We start from the raw sequence: 14,958 nt of genomic DNA, 5'->3' as shown, positions 1-14,958 counted from the left end.
AAAACAGCCGGCGTTTTCATCAGTAATAGTTGGAATTTTGTAAATCTCCCGTTACCCTGATAGCGGACTTCCCTTCTGTAACCATAATGGAACCTCGTCATGTTTGAGAACATTACCGCCGCTCCTGCCGACCCGATTCTGGGCCTGGCCGATCTGTTTCGTGCCGATGAACGTCCCGGCAAAATTAACCTCGGGATTGGTGTCTATAAAGATGAGACGGGCAAAACCCCGGTACTGACCAGCGTTAAAAAGGCTGAACAGTATCTGCTCGAAAATGAAACCACCAAAAACTACCTCGGCATTGACGGTATTCCTGAATTTGGTCGTTGCACCCAGGAACTGCTGTTTGGTAAAGGTAGCGCCCTAATCAACGACAAACGCGCCCGCACAGCTCAGACCCCTGGTGGTACTGGTGCGTTACGCGTGGCTGCCGATTTCCTGGCAAAAAATACCGACGTTAAGCGTGTGTGGGTGAGCAACCCTAGCTGGCCGAACCATAAGAGCGTCTTTAACTCTGCAGGTCTGGAAGTACGTGAATACGCTTATTACGACGCGGAAAAACATACTCTGGACTTCGACGCCCTGATTAACAGTCTGAACGAAGCCCAGGCTGGCGACGTGGTGCTGTTCCACGGTTGCTGCCATAACCCAACCGGCATTGATCCTACACTGGAGCAATGGCAAACGCTGGCGCAGCTTTCCGTTGAGAAAGGCTGGTTACCGCTGTTTGACTTTGCTTACCAGGGTTTTGCTCGCGGTCTGGAAGAAGATGCTGAAGGTCTGCGCGTTTTCGCAGCTCTGCATAAAGAACTGATCGTCGCCAGTTCCTACTCTAAAAACTTTGGTCTGTACAACGAGCGTGTAGGCGCATGTACGCTGGTTGCTGCGGACAGTGAAACCGTGGATCGCGCATTCAGCCAGATGAAAGCGGCGATTCGTGCGAACTATTCTAACCCACCCGCGCACGGAGCTTCGGTTGTTGCCACTATCCTGAGTAATGATGCGTTACGTGCTATCTGGGAACAAGAGCTGACTGATATGCGTCAGCGTATTCAGCGTATGCGTCAATTGTTCGTTAATACGCTGCAGGAAAAAGGCGCAAACCGCGACTTCAGTTTCATTATCAAACAAAACGGCATGTTCTCTTTTAGCGGTCTGACTAAAGAACAGGTACTGCGTCTGCGTGAAGAGTTTGGCGTGTATGCTGTGGCTTCCGGTCGTGTGAACGTAGCCGGGATGACGCCAGACAACATGGCTCCGCTGTGCGAAGCGATTGTGGCTGTGCTGTAAGCATTAAAACCAATGAAGCCCGCTGTGAAAGCGGGCTTTTTTATGCGCCTTTACCAGACGGGAATTTCGTCTTGCAGGAAGGGGTTATGCAACCGTTCATAGCCGAGGGTGGATAACGGCCCGTGCCCTGGAATAAACGTCACATCATCGCCAAGCGGCAGCAGTTTATCTTTGATAGAGGAGATCAGTTGATTATGGTCGCCACGTGGGAAGTCACTGCACCCTACTCCACCTTTGAAAATGACGTCGCCAGAAATCAGCAGTTTTGACTGATTATCAAAAAAGACCACATGACCCGGTGTATGCCCTGGGCAATGTAACACCTGTAAAGTCACATTCCCTATGCTGATCGTGTCGCCTTCATTCAGCCAACGATCCGGCGTCAGTGGCTGACACTCATCCAGGCCAAACATGCGGCTTTGCGCAGGCAAGCCTTGCAGCCAGAACTCATCTTCCTTTTCCGGACCAAGTACTGGCACGCCGTAATGTTTTGCCAGTTCCGCCGCTGCACCAACGTGATCCAGATGGCCATGTGTCAGTAGGATCTGCATCAGCGTCAGGCCGCTGGCATCAACTTCCTGTTTAATTTTTTCCGCATCACCGCCAGGATCAACCAGTGCTGCCAGGCGAGTTTGTTCACACCAGATCAATGAGCAGTTCTGGGAGAATGCAGTGACCGGAATAATACGATAATTCATACTGCCCCTGTTTCGTTAAGCGATTGCTACCAGTGCCGTGCAGGTCCGGTATCAATATGCACAAAGTTACTACGTGGGTAATATCCTACACCACCTGCGCGCATAGATAACGCGGCTTTGCGAATATTGCTTAACGCGACGCCTTCAATATGGAAATCCATCGCCTGGCCTTTGGTGTGATAGCTTTTCTTCGCTACTCCACGGCTGTGTGCGCGTAATTCATTATTGGTGTCGATAGAACGGTAACCAGAAATTAACTGTACCGGCTTGCGAGTACCTAACAGGCCTTGCAGGCGATACAACTGGTCGAATAATCCTGGATCGATGGACTTTATTTTGTTCGCGCGGAAATCGCGGAAAAAATGGTTTAGTTTTGCCAATTCTTCCTGAATATAGCCTCTGCCATCGAAAAACTCCGCTTTAATTGACTCTCCAGTATGGAGATTGTTGAGTGTCAAAATACGCGGGCGTGGGGTGGAGAGTGTCGCAAACGCAGGGGTCGGCAAGATGGCAGCACCAAGTGCAACGCCACCAAGCGCCAGTAGTTTGCGGCGATTAGCGTCGAATTTGTCCATGGTAATCAAGTCTACAGGTCAATGTTATCGTTTATATGCACTTCTGGCGCACAAGAGTGCACCTTAACCGCCCATAAAGCTAACGTCAAGGTGACTCAACCCCAGCAGTGATGGGGGCTACAAGGAATAGCCCCCAATCATGCCAATTATTACGACAACTGATTTCCCCGAACTACTTCATTTACCTGATTAATTGTTCCGCTTTCGATACAATTTGCGAGCTGGATCGCGCAGGCAGATCATAATTGTAAATATCTGTACGATATTGAGTACGCCCATCTGCGCCGACAAATGCTGTCAGGTAGTAGAGATTAACCGGGATAGACTGACGGATATTGACGTAACGGGTATCTCCCTGCTTCAGAGCATCGGAAATACGCTTGTCATTCCAGCCTGCATCCTGCAACAGCATGTTTGCCAGATCGGATGCCTTATTCACCCTCACACAGCCAGAGCTCAACGCACGCGTATCACGCTTGAACAGATTGTGATTAGGCGTGTCATGTAAGTAGATAGCGTCTGAACTCGGCATATTAAATTTATACCGTCCTAGCGAATTTCGTGGGCCTGGAGCTTGCTGAAAGCGGAACGGTAAATTCGACGCGGTAATCGTCGACCAGTCAACCTGCCACGGGTCAATTGCTTCTTTGCTGTTCCAGCCACGCATCACCGTATAGCCATGGCTTTCCAGATAGCCCGGATCATTACGCACTTTCGGCAGAATATCTTTGCGTGCCAGCGTCGGCGGTACGTTCCACGGCGGATTCACTACCACATTGTTTAAGGCACTGCTCATCATTGGTGTTTTGCGGTCAGGACGGCCGACAATCACCCGCGAGTCCAGCACCTGATTACCGTTCTGGTAATAGACCAAAGAATAGGCCGGTATATTGACCATGATGCCGGTAGAAAGCTCCGCAGGCAGCAAACGTAAACGCTGGATGTTGAGCGCCAACACACCTGCACGCTGTGCAGGTGTCACATTGAGCCAATCACGTGTGGCTGGACCAATAGCACCATCTGCCCCCAATCCTTGCCATACCTGAAAACGTTTAACCGCTTCAACCAGCTCATTATCGTAGGCGGCACGTACAGTTGGCTTAGGTTTACTAAGAAACTTTGTTTGCTTTTCCGCAGTTTCGACGGCAACGGCAGATGGGCTAACGACTGCATCAGCGGGTGTTTCATCGCCAGGCAGCGTAATTTTCGGCCCACCATCGAGCATACCTGTGCGCTGCAATATTTCGCGCAGTGCTGGTACGTCATTACTCCACTGGCCAGGACGCAACGTTGCTTTACCGGTCAGTTGTGGCCACGGTTTGGTATCACTGAGCAAGGTCAGTAAAGATTCATGCATCGCGGCATATTGCGGATGCTGCGGTGCCAGTCCTGCAACAAACGTTGGCAATTGGCCATTATTTAGCGCCACCTGCCATTGGTTAATGACCGAGAGCGGTGGTGTTGAGAGCGCATAAGGTTTACTGCTGTATAGCCAGCGCGTGCCTTTGACCGGAATGTTAGCAACGAAATGAAGGTAACCCAGCATTGCATCCGACAACACTACGTCACGTGCCAGACCGTTAACGCCTGGGTCAGTCAGTAACTCTACCCATTTATTAAACTGCGGCTGAAAACCGGCAATCGCCACTTCCGCCAGTTGCTGCTGGAAAGCTTTAACCGCATCACGGTTTTCCCACATCGGCTGCATATCACGTGCGGCATACAGCAGTTGAAGCTGGTTAAGATAAACCGGCTTATAACCTGCGGGTAATTGAGATTCGATTTGTGTGCGAGCGTTTTCCGCCGCACCCTCTGGTAGCGGTTGGATCCCCGCCATAATTGCCGTCGCTTGCGCTTGCGGCAGTACATCTCCCTGTTCGCTGACAGCCACCGGGCTGTCGCCAGGGATTACTTCAGGCTCATCAGCCTGCACACTGAACAGTGGAGCGAATGTTACGGCCAGACAAAAACTTATTGCCGAAAGCCGACGACCACACATCATGTTAAGCAACATCCCTTGCCCCCTGTTTTTATCATACTTTGAATAGCCAGGCTGCTTTTCTCTACTTGCCTGTACAACGCCAATACTCACGAAAGTATGACGAGCAAGCCTGTTACTTATCAGGCTTACCTTCAGTATATAAACGTCGATACGTTTTTACACAACCTAATGTAAAGAAGTTTAAAGAAAAGCGCACCGTAATGCGGCATTTTTTTAGTGCAGAAACGGAGTTTTCGAAAAAAAAGGCGACATCGCTGCCGCCTTAATCTTAACTTGCCTGGGAAGACGCTTCGTCAGTTCCTGGAAGCGTTTCAGGAAGCTGCGGCGCAAAGCCACGCAAACCAACCACATGTACGTGTTCGGTATTCTGGAATACCTTACGCACCAGTTTGTAGGTGGTGCCTTTTTCCGGACTAATATTTTCTGGTGCCGCGATGATGAGCTGCATTTGCAAACGCTCACACAATTCAAACAACGTGGCGATAGAACGGGCATCCAGGCGCGCTGCTTCATCGAGGAACAGCAGACGACAAGGAGAAATATCTTTACCGCGCAGACGACGGGATTCATCTTCCCAGCTCTGTACCACCATCACCAGAATCGACATCCCTGTACCGATGGCCTCACCCGTTGACAACGCGCCTGACTCCGCACGCAGCCATCCATCGGAACCACGGTTAACTTCAACTTCCATCTCCAGGTAGTTGCGATAATCCAGCAGCTCTTCACCAATGGTCTGCGGCGTGCGCTGCCCCATATCAATTTGCGGGTTAAGGCGCTGATACAGTTTCGCCAGCGCTTCCGAGAAGGTCAGACGGTTGCTGTTAAACAAATCCTGATGTTGTTCATGTTGTTCAGAAAGCACATCCAGCAACATGGCGTGCGTTTCACGCACATTCACGTTCAGACGTACGCTGTTCACCTGGCCGAACGACACGTTCTGCAAGCCCTGGTTGAGCATACGGATACGGTTCTGTTCGCGCTGAATGGTTTTGCGAATAATGTTCGACACACTGCGGGAACTGATCGCCAGTTTCTGCTCACGGGAGGTTAATTCTTCGGTCAGACGGCTAAGTTCGATCTCCATCTGCTCGATAGCTTCTACCGGATCATCGGTACGAATAATATCCTGGCGGATTCGTTCGCGCAGATGCTGGTAAACCGCCACGAAGAACTGGATTTTACGTTCCGGACGTTTTGGATCTTCCGACATACGCAGCACGTCGCGTAGATGTTCGTTATCCGCTACCGCCAGACGCAGCGCACCTAACGCCTTATCCGACATGGAACGCAAATCATCAGCAGAAAGATAAGCCAGCTCGCGACGGTGCAAGCGGCGTTCGACGCCGTTGTCTTTCACCATGCGCATTACCGCGCACCAGCCCGCTTTGGCGGTCACCACCTGCTCGCGCATCTCGTGATAATCACGCTCCAGCTTGCGCAGTTTACGGGTCAGGTTGTCCATCTCCGCTTCGCAGAAGGTGAGCGCTTTTTCCAGTTGGTTGCGACGGGAACGGTTATTACTGAGTTGCGCATGTAGCTCGTCACGGCGAATACGCGCGCGCTCTTCTGCGCCGCTATCGGCACGCACACCGATATCCTGCAATTCGCGTTGCAGATCGTTAAGCAGTTCTTTTTTAGTGTCGTAAGAACTTTTCAGCGATGCCAGCACCTGATTGTACTGGTTCAACTGTGTAGCATGACCACGCAGTGCTTCACGAGCACGGGTACGCTCTGCTTCCGCATGTTCCAGACGTTCACGCAATTTTTCGTTGAGATCGCTGTTACCACTGAGCATTTCTGCCGAGTCGGAGTAGCTAAAGTGTGCGCGACGCTGCACCACTTCCGTCAGGGCAAATGCCTGCTGACGGGCATCGCGCTGCATCTGCTGGGAGTATGCGTAATCTTCTTTTAACTGTTCAAACTGTTCCGGATCGCTTTGCAACACTGAAACGATCGGCTCCAGTTTCGCCAGTTGATTACCGAACTGCTGAACAAAACGCGCCGCTTCCTGGGCTTCATCCAGACGTTCGCGGATTTCATCGACGCGATCTGCCAGCGTATCGTCAGCCAACAGGTTAAGGCGCGGCAGGATGCGGTTAAGCGCTGTCACGCCCTCTTTCGCCTGCTCAAACTGAATGCGTTGCTGCTGGTTATCATTTTCATGATTACTCAACGCCCGCTCCAGTTCGACGCGGCGGCTGTTCAGTTGACGGATTTCAGCTTCCGGATCGGACTCAAATGCCACCGCCAGATGGCTGCCGATAAAGCGACTGAAAGCCTGATGCAGGCGCTGAGTTTTCTGTACATCAAAGGAGAGCGTGGCGAAGCGTTCGGAAAGCACTTCACGTTCGGCATGAAGGCTTTCAATACGGCTTTCGCGCGCCGCACGACCAAACAACGGCACTTCAGGGAAGCGCGAATAACGCCACTGACGGTCGGCAATTTTCACCACCACCGCTTTTTCCAGTTCATCAACGCTGAACACGCTGTCATCGAATGACTGCGGATCACCTTCGATCAGATAGAGATCTTCCGGGCAATCGGTTAAACCTTCCAGTTGTTCGGCAATCTGCGACAGATCGGGCACTACGATGGCGTGACGAGAGGGGCCATACAGCGCCGAGAAGTACGGCGCATCTTCCAGGCTAACGTCGTCATAAATTTCTGACAACAGCACGCCGCCAAAACGTTCCGCCAGCGCATTCAGGCGCTGATCTTCAGAGCCCCCCGGCTGACTTAAACGCTCGATCTCTTCGTCAACGGCGTTTTTGCGCGCGCCCACTTCGTCACGTTCAACAATCGCCTCGCGCTCGCGCTCCAGCAACTGTTGCATGTATTCAGTGACATCCTGACTGGAGGTGAACTCTTCACCGCACTGCTCGCTCAACTGATTGAGGCTGTTTTGCGCAGCCAACCAAACCGGCGCACGCTGCATCAGACTCTGAATGCGTGATTGCAGTTGTTCCTGTTCCTGACGCAGCGCCATGCGCTCTTCACGGGCATTAGACACGCTGTCAGAAAGGGAGGCAATGCGTGCTTCCAGTTCCTGATGCAGGGCTTCCAGTTCATCGATATCAAAGTTCTTGCCCTGGCGTTTGCAGAAATCCGCCAGCAGGCGCTCGGCTTCCTGTTGCTCACGCAGGCGCTGTTCCAGTTCGCTTAAGCGCATCCGCAGCGGCTGAACCTGTTCTGCAAGGTGACGTTGTTCGACCCCTTCGCGCAGCAGTTCACGAGCAACATCCCACGCTTCGTTACGCGCCAGCGGACCGTTAATGGCTGCGACTAACTGATAAGCCTGCTCAAACTGGCTATGCGCGGTTTGTGCCATGCTCATTTTCTGCTCAAGAGAGAGCATTTTTTCGGTGGCTTCCAGCTCTTTCGCCTGGAAGGTTTCCAGCCACTCGGCGGCGCTGTCGGCAGTTAAGTCCGGCAGATGACACAGTTCTTTAGCGCGGTTAAGTGCAGTAATCGCCTGGTTGTACTGGATCGCGCGCGTTTGCTGGACGTCCAGTGCCTGCTGGTAGTCAGCAAGCTGGTTTTTCAGCTCGTCCACTTCCAGTTCGGCGGCTTCCGCGCGCGCTTCATTCTCTTCCTGACGTTCGATGGCCTCTGCCACCACTTCGTTTTGCTCTTCGAGACGGATCTGCAATTCATCGAGATCCGCTTCGTAACGTTCGATCTTTTCCTGCTGACGCAGTGCGGTTTGCACGAGGTTCAAGTGATCGCTGGCTGCCTGATAATCTGCTTCCAGATCGCCTTCCGCACCGTTGTGCTCTGCCAGTTCACGCGCCATATCGACGTGTTTGTACTGCTCCGCCGCTAGTTGCTGACGAGAAGTGTGTAGCTCACGACGAAACTCTAGTGCCTTATCCAGATGAACGCGACGTTCGTTGGCGTGACGCATATAGTCCGCCGCCACATAGTTGGTGGCTTCACTGATCAAATGCTTAAACAGGTCGCGATCGGACTGCGTTACACGAATCGCTTCCAGCGTCATGCGGTTTTCACGCAGCGCTGCTTCCATATCCTGGAACGCTTTACGCACACCGCTGTTTTCTGGCAGCAGATAGTCACGCAGAGAACGGGTAATGGCACTGGAAATACCGCCGTACAGTGAGGCTTCGATCAGACGATAGAATTTACTACGATCAGACGCCGAGCGCAGACGACGCGCAATGATGCCCAGATCGAACATCAGTGAATGGTAATCGGTGATGGAATTGAACTGCTTAAACTGCACGCCTTCCATCGCTTCGAGCTTCTCTTTCAGCTCATTAAGCGGCAGCACGCGCGCCTGGCGTTCGTTCAGGGTTTCTGTCACCAGTTGCGTCGGCAGCACCGACATCGGTAGCCCCTGAATCGCAAACGGTTTGATATCCACTTTACGATCGCGCCCGGCAACCTGTTGCAGACGCACACCGACCACCACGCGCTGATGGCGCGAGTTGATGGTGTCAAGCATCGAATAACAGACGCCCGCTTTTAGCTTACCGTGCAAACCTTTATCGCGCGAACCACTGGTGGCCCCGGCTTCCGTGGTGTTACGGAAGTGCAGCAGGGTCAGGTCAGGAATAAGCGCCGTAACAAACGCCGCCATAGTGGTGGATTTACCTGCACCGTTACCGCCGGAAAGCGTTGTGACCAGCTCATCGAGGTCAAAGGTACGGGCAAAAAAGCCGTTCCAGTTAATCAGCGTCAGTGAGCGAAATTTACCGCGTTCAATCATTATTCTTCCTCTCCGCTATCTGGCTGATTCTCTTCGGTTTCGTCGTTGAGTTGCAGGTGATTTTCCAGCGACATTGCTTCACCATCGCGAATCAGGCGACGTTGGGCTTCGCGCGGATCGTCACCAGCACGCACATCCGCACCAAAACGGAACACCGATTCTGTAATGCGGAACTTGCTGCTGTCGTGGCCCATAAACCACACCATGCCCAAACGACGCAGACGATTTAGCGAAGAACGTACTTTTTCCTGCAACTTCTGGCGGTCAACGTCTGAACCGGTAGAACGGTTGTTTACCAGTTTCAGCAGTTTCGCTTCGTCAGCCAGGGTGAGCAGTTCGTCATACAGTTCCTGCTGAGTAAAAATCCCCTCGTTCGCCAGCCGTTCCGGGCTGAGATAGAGATAACAGAGGATTTTCCCAACCATCATATCCAGTTCGGACAACACGGAACGAGGGATCAACGTGGTGGAACGTGGACGCAAATAGAAGAAACCTTCCGGCGCGCGAATAAGCTCAACGTTATAACGCGCGTAAAACTCTTCCAGGTATTCCTGAAAATCCATCAGGAATGCATGGTTGTCCAGTTCGTCAAGACCGATATGGCGACCTGAACGTAAGGCGCTATCCAGCGCCGGAAATAACGGATTCGCCAGCGCTTGCGCCAGCTTAACCGGCATCACTTGTTCAATATTTGTCGATGACATGCGCCTGTACCTTGGCTCCGTAATCATTAATCGGCTGCCATTTCGCTGGCAGTCCGGTGAAGTCTGCTTGCGCTACGCCGAGGCGTACCGCCTGATCAATAACAATGCGCGCAACATCAAAGTGACGCGCACGCGGATACTGCGCCAGATATTCGCGTACCACCAGACCAAGATCCAGCGGCACTTGTCTGGTTTTATAGACGGCGAGCTGCTCTTCGATGATTGCCGCCAGTTGTTCGCGGATCTCGTTAAACTCTTCGTACTCTAAATCTGGCGGAAGTTCCCCGGTCACTTCTTCGTCACGCAGTGCCATCTCTTCGTCACGCATATCCAGCAGACGATCGGCATTGGCGTAAGTCAGCGCCCACGGGTCATCAAAATAGGTTTGTACCGACTGACGTAATCGCTGGGCAAAGACACGGTTTTTATCCATATCGATCGCGGTACGGATAAATTTATGTACGTGGCGGTCATAACCGATCCATAAATCGATGGATTGCTGACCCCAACTGATAATACGGTCGAGTTTGCTTTGCAGGTCGTACACCAGACGATCGACAAAATGCAGATCGTCATGGGTCATGGTCGCATCCTGGATGCGCAACAGGTTAGCCTGTAATTTGTCGCCCGCCGCTTCCAGCGTATCTTGCAATTCACGCAGCGTACCAGAGGTTTCCGAAAGCAACATTTCACAGCTTGAGATCGCCGCCCGCCAGTCTTTATTCAGTAACTGGGCGATATCGTCTTTCACCTGTTGCTGCTGTTCGTCCATCAGACGTTGCGTCAGGTCGATACTGTCGAAAATTTCTGCTACCGAGTATTTCAGCGGCGCATAGACGTTACGGTGCCAGTGAAACTCATCGCCGCCCTCTTCTGCCGCATCCGCCGCACGCTTCAGTTCGCCTGCAACGATCGACAATTGCATAGAAAGACGCAGCGTAGAAAACTCGCGCTGACGGATGTAGTAATCAGTAATGCCGATGCCGAGCGGCGTCAGACGGTAAATGGCGTTCCCTTCCGCCTGTTCGCTTGTAAAGCGGTTCAGCAGACGTTGACGCACCATATCGTTGATCGCGTTGTTGGCGCGCACGCCGATGGTTTCGCTGGTTTGCTCAAACGCATCACTCACGTGGCGGAATGCATCCACCAGCTCACCTTCACTCATCTCGCCGTCCAGACGCTCGCCGTTCAGCGTGGCCACCGCCAGCAGAAAAGAGAGACGGTCTACCGGCAGCGAGATGGAGAAGTCATTTTTTCTGGCCCAGGCAACCAGTTCGGGGACTGTCTGGGAAAATTCACTCATACTTTATCCTTGCTCTGCGGTTTGCGCGCGGTGACATGAATATAACGCCCCAGGCTAATGTAAGGTTCCTGACGGCAATAACGCGTTTCTAATTCAAGTAATGCTTCGTAGCAATCGCGCTGTTGGTGCTTTTCACGCAGATAATCATGAAACACGCGAACGCCGGTCTTGCCGGTAATTTGCCAGCCAGCTTCTTCCAGCCACTGATATACCTGCGCCGGATCGCGCGGAGAGTCTGGCGAAAGCGTCCGTTTTTTCTTTTTCGGCATTCCCGCCTGCACGTAATCAAAATTCCCTGCAACCATGTTGTGCATCAGCAAACCGTGCGCATTGTAGAACATTAACGACAACATGCCTCCTGGGCGCAACACTGACCACAGAGTCTGTAACACGCTACGGGGGTCAGCGACCCACTCCAGCACCGCATGGAACAATATCAGATCAACGGGCGTTTCCAAATGCGAAGCAACATCCTGAGCAGCGCAATGTATAAATTGCATGTTGCCGCTCACACCTTTTGCTTCTGCCGCCTGCTTTGCGCGGTCGATCATCTGCGCAGAAAGATCGCATAAAATGACCTGATGCCCACGCCCGGCCATTTTGATCGCCGTCTGCCCTTCACCACCGCCAGCATCCAGCACTCGCAATTTTTGCGAGCCTATTTCCGCCAGCACACGATCGAGATCCTGCCACAGAATAGCCTGTCGAAGCTGTCCTTTGGTGGTGCCGTAAATGTTACGGGAAAACTTTTCCGCAATATCATCAAAATTGCGATCCTGCATTGCTTTCTCCACCGGTTGGCTAAGACGTTTTCTGATAAAGGCGCTATTTTGTCACAGCCGAGGCGAGAATGAACCCGTCTGGTGTAATATCACTGCCGATCCCTCGCTATATGGTTAAAAAAGGAACCAGAAAGGATGCTTTTTACACTGAAAAAAGTGATTGGCGGTATGCTGCTGCCACTTCCGCTGATGTTGCTGATTATTGGTGCTGGCCTGGTGCTGCTGTGGTTTAGTCGTTTTCAAAAAACCGGGAAGATATTTATTAGCGTAGGATGGCTGGCACTTTTGTTATTAAGTTTGCAACCGGTAGCAGATCGTCTGCTGCGTCCCATCGAAAGCACCTATCCGACATGGAACAATGTACAAAAAGTGGACTATATAGTGGTGCTGGGCGGCGGCTATACCTGGAACCCGCAGTGGGCGCCAAGTTCAAATTTAATCAATAACAGTCTGCCACGCCTGAATGAAGGCGTGCGTTTGTGGCGTGAAAATCCGGGATCAAAGTTAATCTTCACGGGTGGTGTGGCAAAAACCAATACGGTGAGTACAGCAGAAGTGGGGGCCAGAGTGGCGCAATCGCTGGGTGTCCCACGCGAGCAGATTATTACGCTGGATTTACCGAAAGATACCGAAGAAGAAGCCACAGCAGTGAAACAGGCAATTGGTGACGCCCCTTTCCTGTTGGTGACCTCTGCGTCTCATTTGCCGCGCGCGATGATCTTTTTTCAACATGCAGGGTTAAATCCGCTACCTGCCCCCGCCAATCAACTGGCGATCGATTCACCGCTTAACCCGTGGGAACGGGCAATCCCGTCTCCGGTCTGGTTGATGCATAGCGATCGGGCCGGTTATGAAACGCTTGGCCGCATCTGGCAGTGGTTAAAAGGTTCATCAGGCGAGCCACGGCAAGAGTGATTTTGATGCCAGATCGAAGTTGCTCCGACTAAACCGTCCGGTATTGACCAGTTGCGCAACTTCATCCCATAACACATATAGCCAACGTCGCCAGATGAACGACTCCGCCACTGGCGCGCGTTGCAGGTAACTCCAGAGTAAATCTTCTGCCAGCGTATTATCCATTAGTCGGAACAGTTCATACTCTCGCGGTGCCCAAAGCATTAATCCCGGCCCGACCATCGCCAGTAGTTGATCGCTGCGCGAATCTTTCAACATGCTACGCAAACAGAAATTACCGTGAATCAGCACACAATTGTCGTTAAATCCTTCAAATAATGCTGGAAGACATTCGCGGGTGCGGAACAGAATCCGCTTATCCTGCATGGTTAAACCGGTGTTATTGAACTGATTGAGCGTGGTCCATAACACTTCAATATGTTGCCGATACCAGGAGGGCCAGAAATTTTCCTGGGTATTATCCACTGCGCCAACGCAACCGCGACTGTCCTGTCGGTGCCAGGCCAACAGAGCTTCAACAATTTGCTCTTTCAGATGCTCCCAACGTTCCGGTGTACGTGCAGGTGCTTCCACAGAAACACCACGCATCCGCTCCAGTAACAGGACATCGGGGCCTGGGTGTTCTTCATGTGTCATCACACCATAAATAGTTGGCATACGGATAGTCCCGCTGCGCGCCAGCATGGTGGTTTTCCATGCCAACTGTCGTGCTTGCCCTGGCGTACTAAAGCTTCTTGCCAACAGCGGCATTGGGTTTCCCTGGCTGTCATACAAAGCCCACAACGCCGTATTCGCTTTTTCATTGACACACTCAATACGACTGAGTTTTTCACCCAGTAAATGGCTTAATTCGGCACGCAGCTGTTCCATTCAGATTACCCTCATAAAAGCTACTGCCTTCATAATGAGCGCCAATGTAAAAGATGTCACCTGAATGAGATCAATTGTTGAAAAGAAAAATGAGGAAAATCGTAACGGTACGACACTCCCCCGAAAATCGGGTGGAGTGTCGTGAAATTAACTTAGCGCATTTCAGCGCGAACGCGCTCGAGATCTTCAGGGGTATCCACACCTGTACCAGGAACTTCCCGGGCGACAGCAACATGGATTTTTTCGCCGTACCACAGTACGCGAAGCTGCTCTAACATTTCGATGTGTTCTAACGGGCTTGGCTGCCAGTTAACATAACGGCGGATAAAGCCTGCACGGTAGCCATAAATACCGAGATGCCGCAGGAAGTTATCACCAACGGTTTCCAGACTTTTTGCAAAACGGTCACGATCCCACGGAATGGTGGCACGTGAAAAGTAAAGCGCATAACCTTCAGCATCAAGAACCACTTTAACCGCATTCGGATTAAAGACTTCTTCCGCATTGTGGATAGGTACAGCCAGGGTAGCCATTCCCACTTCACGCTGGGCGAGATTATCGGCAACCTGACGAATGATTGTTGCAGGGATCATGGGTTCATCCCCCTGCACATTAACAATCACCGTATCGTCACTGAACGCGCATTTTTCGACAACTTCCGCCAGACGCTCAGTGCCTGATTGATGATCGGCGCGCGTCATGCATACTTCACCACCCGCAGCTTCAACGACGCGGGCGACATCGTCATGATCGGTTGCCACGATGATGCGATCGGCACCTGATTCGCGGGCGCGCTCAAGGACATGAACGATCATGGGCTTGCCGTTAATATCGACCAGCGGTTTACCGGGCAGACGCGTAGAAGCGTAGCGCGCAGGAATAATGACCACAAAACTCATGATTTACTCTCATCGGCAGTCAGTACACGGGCTTCCGTTTCCAGCAGAACTGGAATGCCATCGCGCAGCGGGAAAGCCAGGTTATCCAGTTTGCAAATCAGTTCTTGTTTTTCCTGGTTATACCAAAGTTTGCCGTTGCAAACCGGGCAGGCAACGATTTCAAGCAGACGATGATCCATAGTTCCTCCAGA

General features: G+C 52.0%; 12 protein-coding genes. 2 read left to right on the top strand and 10 right to left on the bottom strand.

Annotated elements, in window-relative coordinates; all coding sequences use genetic code 11:
• The first annotated feature begins 99 nt into the window (after window positions 1-99).
• Window positions 100-1,290 carry an aspartate transaminase gene (gene aspC, locus C7B16_RS12835; protein WP_000462674.1) on the top strand — a complete coding sequence of 397 codons (1,191 nt, stop codon included), beginning with the start codon at window positions 100-102 and terminating at the stop codon, window positions 1,288-1,290.
• Between the two features lie 50 nt (window positions 1,291-1,340).
• On the opposite strand, the gene gloC is transcribed toward aspC, so the two are convergent.
• The 7 genes from gloC to cmoM form a co-directional block, all read right to left on the bottom strand.
• The gene (gene gloC / locus C7B16_RS12830; protein ID WP_107179776.1) at window positions 1,341-1,988 is read right to left on the bottom strand and encodes a hydroxyacylglutathione hydrolase GloC; all 648 of its coding nucleotides are present in this window, start codon (window positions 1,986-1,988) and stop codon (window positions 1,341-1,343) included.
• Window positions 1,989-2,014: 26 nt separating this feature from the next.
• Window positions 2,015-2,563 carry a YcbK family protein gene (locus C7B16_RS12825; protein WP_001516120.1) on the bottom strand — a complete coding sequence of 183 codons (549 nt, stop codon included), beginning with the start codon at window positions 2,561-2,563 and terminating at the stop codon, window positions 2,015-2,017.
• A 181-nt stretch (window positions 2,564-2,744) separates the two neighbouring features.
• Window positions 2,745-4,577: a L,D-transpeptidase gene (ldtD, locus tag C7B16_RS12820; protein WP_107179775.1), complete on the bottom strand. Its 1,833-nt coding sequence runs from the start codon at window positions 4,575-4,577 to the stop codon at window positions 2,745-2,747.
• 256 nt (window positions 4,578-4,833) lie between these two features.
• Window positions 4,834-9,294, bottom strand: a complete 4,461-nt coding sequence (gene mukB / locus C7B16_RS12815) for a chromosome partition protein MukB (RefSeq protein WP_000572625.1) — start codon at window positions 9,292-9,294, stop codon at window positions 4,834-4,836.
• Entirely contained in the window at window positions 9,294-9,998 is a 705-nt protein-coding gene (mukE, locus tag C7B16_RS12810) for a chromosome partition protein MukE (protein WP_010329756.1), read from the bottom strand. Before mukE ends, mukB begins: the two co-directional genes overlap by 1 nt.
• Entirely contained in the window at window positions 9,979-11,301 is a 1,323-nt protein-coding gene (gene mukF / locus C7B16_RS12805) for a chromosome partition protein MukF (protein WP_001288861.1), read from the bottom strand. The genes mukE and mukF overlap by 20 nt, the downstream gene beginning before the upstream one ends.
• A complete protein-coding gene (gene cmoM / locus C7B16_RS12800) occupies window positions 11,298-12,083 on the bottom strand; it encodes a tRNA uridine 5-oxyacetic acid(34) methyltransferase CmoM (protein WP_001516118.1) in 786 nt (261 codons plus the stop codon). The genes mukF and cmoM overlap by 4 nt, the downstream gene beginning before the upstream one ends.
• 135 nt (window positions 12,084-12,218) lie before the next feature.
• Here cmoM and elyC point away from each other — a divergent pair, with 135 nt between their 5' ends.
• A complete protein-coding gene (gene elyC, locus C7B16_RS12795; RefSeq protein ID WP_000899544.1) occupies window positions 12,219-12,998 on the top strand; it encodes an envelope biogenesis factor ElyC in 780 nt (259 codons plus the stop codon).
• Here the strand turns inward: elyC and C7B16_RS12790 are convergent.
• The 3 genes from C7B16_RS12790 to ycaR all read right to left on the bottom strand — a co-directional run bounded on the left by C7B16_RS12790 (window position 12,975) and on the right by ycaR (window position 14,946).
• A complete protein-coding gene (locus C7B16_RS12790; protein ID WP_000436936.1) occupies window positions 12,975-13,868 on the bottom strand; it encodes a YcbJ family phosphotransferase in 894 nt (297 codons plus the stop codon). The two genes, elyC and C7B16_RS12790, sit on opposite strands and share 24 nt — an antisense overlap.
• Window positions 13,869-14,020: 152 nt before the next feature.
• Window positions 14,021-14,767, bottom strand: coding sequence for a 3-deoxy-manno-octulosonate cytidylyltransferase (gene kdsB / locus C7B16_RS12785; RefSeq protein WP_000011587.1), 747 nt, complete (start codon window positions 14,765-14,767; stop codon window positions 14,021-14,023).
• Window positions 14,764-14,946, bottom strand: a complete 183-nt coding sequence (gene ycaR, locus C7B16_RS12780) for a protein YcaR (RefSeq protein WP_000350069.1) — start codon at window positions 14,944-14,946, stop codon at window positions 14,764-14,766. Before ycaR ends, kdsB begins: the two co-directional genes overlap by 4 nt.
• Between the last annotated feature and the right edge of the window lie 12 nt (window positions 14,947-14,958).

The sequence above is a fragment of the Escherichia sp. 20412-1 genome (assembly GCF_003027595.1).
GTDB classification, from domain to species: domain Bacteria; phylum Pseudomonadota; class Gammaproteobacteria; order Enterobacterales; family Enterobacteriaceae; genus Escherichia; species Escherichia marmotae.
Note: the sequence above shows the minus strand (reverse complement) of the source record. Positions and strands in the feature narration are given on the sequence as shown.